Origin of the sequence: Erwinia sp. MYb416, assembly GCF_037479575.1 — a bacterium.
Lineage (GTDB): Bacteria > Pseudomonadota > Gammaproteobacteria > Enterobacterales > Enterobacteriaceae > Erwinia > Erwinia rhapontici.
This window is the reverse complement of record NZ_JBBGYT010000207.1, coordinates 1-535: the sequence shown is the minus strand read 5'-3', so window position 1 is coordinate 535 and position 535 is coordinate 1. Positions and strand designations below refer to the sequence as shown.

1 protein-coding gene and 1 pseudogene are annotated in these 535 nt (G+C 50.3%); both read left to right on the top strand.

The features are described from left to right. Positions 1 to 240 (top strand): LysR substrate-binding domain-containing protein (locus tag WH277_RS01915; RefSeq protein ID WP_339504076.1); only part of this gene is annotated, 240 nt, incomplete at its 5' end. A gap of 140 nt (positions 241 to 380) precedes the next feature. Further along, positions 381 to 535: pseudogene (locus WH277_RS01910) on the top strand (zinc-dependent alcohol dehydrogenase family protein); the annotation flags it as partial.

Genomic DNA, 535 nt, shown 5'->3' with positions numbered 1-535 from the left:
CTTGTAGATAACTCCGATATTTTACTCTCCTGCGGCCTGGCCGGGCTGGGGATTATTCAGGCAACCTGCCATGCTCTGGCTCCCCATATTGCTTCCGGTGCGTTGGAAGAAATACTGACTCAGTATCCTTCCGTCCCAAAACCCGTTTCCGTGATGTATCCGGACAGACGTCATCTGTCGTCCAAAGTGCGTGTTTTTATCGACTGGTTTAGCGAGATTTTTGCCCGACAGCGCTGCTGAAACCAGGCGATTGTTACTGAATCAGTAATAGTGATGTTCCGCCACGCCTGTTTTTACCTTGAGTCTAACCCCGTAAATTACTCGCAGATAAACCGTGCATACCCGCTCCAGGGTATGCCGTTAACTGATGAGGTTTGAATATGTCTAAAGTGGTGACGTTTAACCGTACCGGTGGCCCGGAAGTGCTGGAGGTTATTGATGTTGACGTACCTGCCCCTGCGGCGAATGAAGTTCAAATCCGCGTACAGGCAATCGGCCTCAATCGTGCAGAAATCATGTACCGCAATGGCGAGTA